The sequence below is a fragment of the Cellulomonas algicola genome (assembly GCF_003851725.1).
Taxonomy (GTDB): domain Bacteria; phylum Actinomycetota; class Actinomycetes; order Actinomycetales; family Cellulomonadaceae; genus Cellulomonas; species Cellulomonas algicola.
Genome location: NZ_BHYL01000413.1, coordinates 1 through 4,590, shown reverse-complemented (window position 1 = coordinate 4,590; position 4,590 = coordinate 1). Strand labels below are relative to the sequence as shown.

General features: G+C 72.4%; 5 protein-coding genes. All 5 read left to right on the top strand.

The features are described 5' to 3' along the window. The coding region (locus CTKZ_RS20175; protein ID WP_200829851.1) for a TilS substrate-binding domain-containing protein at nt 1–290 on the top strand (290 nt) is incomplete at its 5' end. A gap of 17 nt (nt 291–307) precedes the next feature. Continuing rightward, complete coding sequence (hpt, locus tag CTKZ_RS20170; RefSeq protein WP_210728474.1) at nt 308–844, top strand: hypoxanthine phosphoribosyltransferase; 537 nt, start codon at nt 308–310, stop codon at nt 842–844. 130 nt (nt 845–974) lie between these two features. Further along, nucleotides 975–3,029 carry an ATP-dependent zinc metalloprotease FtsH gene (gene ftsH, locus CTKZ_RS20165; protein ID WP_124344579.1) on the top strand — a complete coding sequence of 685 codons (2,055 nt, stop codon included), beginning with the start codon at nt 975–977 and terminating at the stop codon, nt 3,027–3,029. Nucleotides 3,030–3,054: 25 nt separating this feature from the next. Beyond that, nucleotides 3,055–3,654, top strand: coding sequence for a GTP cyclohydrolase I FolE (gene folE, locus CTKZ_RS20160; RefSeq protein ID WP_124344582.1), 600 nt, complete (start codon nt 3,055–3,057; stop codon nt 3,652–3,654). A 33-nt stretch (nt 3,655–3,687) separates the two neighbouring features. After that, nucleotides 3,688–4,590, top strand: a 903-nt coding sequence (gene folP / locus CTKZ_RS20155) for a dihydropteroate synthase (protein ID WP_371852403.1), incomplete at its 3' end; no start/stop codon positions are given.

Genomic DNA, 4,590 nt, shown 5'->3' with positions numbered 1-4,590 from the left:
GGGCGGGACCGGCGGCCCGGCCGGGCGTCGTCGTCGGGCTCGACGTCGCGGTGCTGCTCGGGGCCGACGTCGGCGTGCGGCGGCGGGCGCTGCGGGTCGCCGCCGTGCAGGCCGGGTGCCCCGCGGGGGCGCTCAACCGAGGGCACGTGCTGGCCGTCGACGCGCTCCTCACGGGCTGGCACGGGCAGGGTCCGGTGCCGCTTCCGGGCGGGGTCGCCGCCTCACGCGCGTGTGGCAGGCTTCTCCTCGGGCCGGCCCCGCCGGTGCACGACGAGCGACAGGAGCGGTGACGGTGGAGCCAGTCGACATGGGCGCGGACCTCGAGCGGGTCCTCCTCACCGAGGAGCAGCTGCACGCGCGGCTCGACGAGATCGCGGCGCAGGTCGACGCGGACTACGCGGGCAAGGACCTGCTGCTGGTCGGCGTCCTCAAGGGCGCGGTCATGGTCATGGCCGACCTGGCGCGTCGCCTGCACTCGCCCGCGCAGATGGACTGGATGGCGGTGTCGTCGTACGGCTCGGGCACCAAGTCGTCGGGCGTCGTGCGGATCCTCAAGGACCTCGACACGGACCTGCACGGCCGCCACGTCCTGATCGTCGAGGACATCATCGACTCGGGCCTGACGCTGTCGTGGCTGCTGTCGAACCTGCGCTCGCGCGGGCCGGCGTCGGTCGAGATCGCGACGATGCTGCGCAAGCCCGACGCCGCCAAGGTCGAGGTCGACGTCCGCTACGTCGGCTTCGACATCCCGAACGAGTTCGTCGTCGGGTACGGCCTGGACTACGCCGAGAAGTACCGCAACCTGCCGTTCGTCGGGACGCTCGCGCCGCACGTCTACGCGTGACCTGCGCGGGGCCGCCCACGGCCGGTGATGTGCCCTGGGCGAACACCGCGGGTTGCCACAGGATCGCCGTGTAAGTTCGAAGGCCACCAGCCCTGCGAGCGGAGGATGAGGGGCCTGGCCCCGATCGCCCATGAACCTCAAGCGTCTTGCCCGCGGCCCGATCCTGTGGATCGTGCTCGCCGTCGTGCTCCTCTGGATCGGTGCGACCGCGCTCGCCACCCCGAAGGTCAGCCGGATCGACACCTCCGACGGCCTCGAGCTCCTGGCCGACGGCAAGGCGGAGTCGGCGAAGATCACCGAGGGTCAGCAGAGGGTGGACCTCACGCTGTCCGAGGACTTCGTCAAGGACGACGAGAACTTCGGCGAGCGCGTGCAGTTCTACTACGTGGTCCCGCAGGGGCCCGCGATCGCGGACGCCGTCGCGTCGGCCGACCTCCCGGACGGCTACACGTCCGAGGTGCCGCAGACGTCGTGGTGGTCGAGCCTGCTCGGCATCGTCCTGCCGTTCGTCATCATCCTGGCGATCTTCTGGTTCCTCATGTCGAACATGCAGGGCGGCGGCTCGCGGGTGATGAGCTTCGGAAAGTCGCGCGCCAAGCTCGTGAGCAAGGAGTCGCCGCAGGTCACGTTCGCGGACGTCGCGGGCGTCGACGAGGCGCTCGAGGAGCTCCAGGAGATCAAGGAGTTCCTCTCCGAGCCGGCGAAGTTCCAGGCCGTCGGCGCCAAGATCCCCAAGGGCGTGCTGCTGTACGGCCCGCCGGGAACCGGCAAGACGCTGCTGGCCCGCGCCGTCGCGGGTGAGGCGGGCGTGCCGTTCTACTCGATCTCCGGCTCGGACTTCGTCGAGATGTTCGTCGGCGTCGGCGCAAGCCGCGTGCGCGACCTGTTCCAGCAGGCCAAGGAGAACTCGCCGGCGATCATCTTCGTCGACGAGATCGACGCGGTCGGCCGGCACCGTGGCGCGGGCCTCGGCGGCGGGCACGACGAGCGCGAGCAGACGCTCAACCAGATGCTCGTCGAGATGGACGGGTTCGACGTCAAGACGAACGTCATCCTCATCGCCGCGACCAACCGGCCCGACATCCTCGACCCGGCGCTGCTGCGTCCCGGCCGGTTCGACCGGCAGGTCGCGGTCGAGCCGCCGGACCTCAAGGGCCGCGAGAAGATCCTCACGGTGCACGCGCAGGGCAAGCCGATGGCCCCGCACGTCGACCTCGTCGCCGTCGCGCGGCGCACGCCCGGGTTCACCGGCGCGGACCTGGCGAACGTGCTCAACGAGGCCGCGCTGCTCACCGCACGCAAGAACGCGCAGATCATCGACGACCACGCGCTGGACGAGGCGATCGACCGCGTCATCGCGGGTCCGCAGAAGCGCACGCGGGTCATGAACATCAAGGAGCAGAAGATCACCGCGTACCACGAGGGCGGCCACGCCCTCGTCGCGGCGGCGCTGCGCTACACCGACCCGGTCACGAAGGTGACGATCCTGCCGCGCGGCCGTGCCCTCGGCTACACGATGGTCATGCCGACCGAGGACAAGTACTCGACGACGCGCAACGAGCTGCTCGACCAGCTCGCGTACGCCATGGGCGGCCGCGTCGCCGAGGAGCTCGTCTTCCACGACCCGACGACGGGTGCGAGCAACGACATCGAGAAGGCCACGGCCACGGCGCGCCGGATGGTGACGCAGTTCGGCATGAGCGCGCGTCTCGGCGCGATCCGGCTCGGCCAGGAGTCGAACGAGGTCTTCCTCGGCCGCGACGTGGGCCACCAGCGCGACTACTCGGAGGACGTCGCCGGGTCCATCGACCTCGAGGTGCGGGCGCTCATCGAGCGCGCGCACGACGAGGCGTGGGAGATCCTCGTCGAGTACCGCGAGGTCCTCGACGACCTGGTCCTCGAGCTCCTCGAGAAGGAGACACTGAACGCCGAGCAGCTCGCCGAGATCTTCAAGCCGATCGTGAAGCGCCCGCCGCGTCGCGTGTGGCTGTCGAGCGAGCAGCGGGCCGTCTCGACCCAGGGTCCCGTGCTGACGCCGGCCGAGAAGGCCGCGCAGAACGGCCACCCGGTGATCCCCGAGGACGAGGCCGCGGTCGTCGGCGACGAGAACCCGGCGCGCAAGGTCGTCGAGCTCCCGCCCGAGCAGACGCCGGACACGCGGGGCTGGAGCCGGGACGGTGAGTGACGTGGTCGACGGCGTGCCGTCGTCGATCAGTCGCGTGACGGGTGCCGGCCGTGCGGTCGGCGAGTACGACGAGAAGCGTGCCGAGGCCGCCGTGCGCGAGCTGCTGCTCGCCGTCGGCGAGGACCCGGACCGCGAGGGTCTGCTCGAGACGCCGGCCCGCGTGGCACGCGCCTACCGCGAGATCTTCGCGGGCCTCTACCAGGAGCCCGCCGACGTCCTCACGACGACCTTCGACCTCGGCCACGAGGAGATGGTCATGGTCAAGGACATCGAGGTGTACTCGACGTGCGAGCACCACCTCGTGCCGTTCCACGGCGTCGCGCACGTCGGGTACATCCCCGGCGCCGACGGCCGGATCACGGGCCTGAGCAAGCTCGCCCGGCTGGTCGACGTCTATGCCCGCCGCCCGCAGGTGCAGGAGCGCCTCACGTCGCAGGTCGCCGACGCGCTCGTCGAGATCCTGCAGCCGCGCGGCGTGCTCGTCGTCGTCGAGTGCGAGCACCTGTGCATGTCCATGCGCGGCGTCCGCAAGCCCGGGTCGCGCACCGTGACCTCGGCCGTGCGCGGGCAGATGCGCGACGTCGCGACCCGTGCCGAGGCGATGAGCCTGGTCCTCGGCCGCTGACGCCCCTCGCGCAGCGCCCCTAGGCTCGGCACCGTGACCCGCCCCGACGCCACCGCGACGGACCTCCCGCGCCGCCCGGCGCCCTTGCCGGCGCACCTGCACGACGTCGGCCGCACGCTCGTCATGGGAGTCGTCAACGTCACGCCCGACTCGTTCTCCGACGGCGGCCGCTGGTTCACGCCGAACGCCGCGGTCGCGCACGGGCTCGAGCTGCTCGACCAGGGTGCCGACCTGCTCGACGTGGGCGGCGAGTCCACGCGACCGGGTGCGCGGCGCGTGCCCGTCGAGGACGAGCTCGCGCGCGTCCTGCCCGTCGTCGAGGCGCTCGTGTCGCGCGGGGTTGCGGTGAGCGTCGACACGACGCGCGCGGTCGTCGCGCGGGCCGCCGTGGAGCGCGGGGCGGTGCTGGTCAACGACGTGTCCGGCGGACTCGCCGACGACGACATGCCGGCCGCGGTCGCGGAGACGGGTGTCGCGTACGTCGCGATGCACTGGCGCGGGCACGCCGACGTCATGGACGACCTCGACCAGTACGGGGACGTCGTCAGCGACGTGCGCACCGAGCTCGCGCAGCGCGTCGCGGCGCTGCGCGCGGCGGGCGTCGCCGACCACCAGGTCGTGCTCGACCCGGGTCTGGGCTTCGCGAAGCCCGGCGCGAGCAACTGGCCGCTGCTGGCACGCCTGCCCGAGCTCGTCGCCGACGGTTTCCCCGTGCTCGTGGGCGCGAGCCGCAAGCGGTTCCTCGGCCACCTGCTGGCCCGCCCCGACGGCACCCCGGCACCTCCGCTGGCCCGCGACCGCGCGACCGCTGCGATCACGGCGCTGGCCGCGGCGGCGGGCGCGTGGTGCGTGCGCGTGCACGAGGTGGCAGGCTCGGCCGACGCGGTCAGGGTGGCGGCCGCCTGGCGGGGCGCGGGCGGTGGCCCTGCCGGGGGG

Coding starts and splice junctions, on each gene's coding strand:
- hpt (WP_210728474.1), top strand. CDS start 308: ATGGGCGCGGACCTCGAGCGGGTCCTCCTCACCGAGGAGCAGCTGCAC.
- ftsH (WP_124344579.1), top strand. CDS start 975: ATGAACCTCAAGCGTCTTGCCCGCGGCCCGATCCTGTGGATCGTGCTC.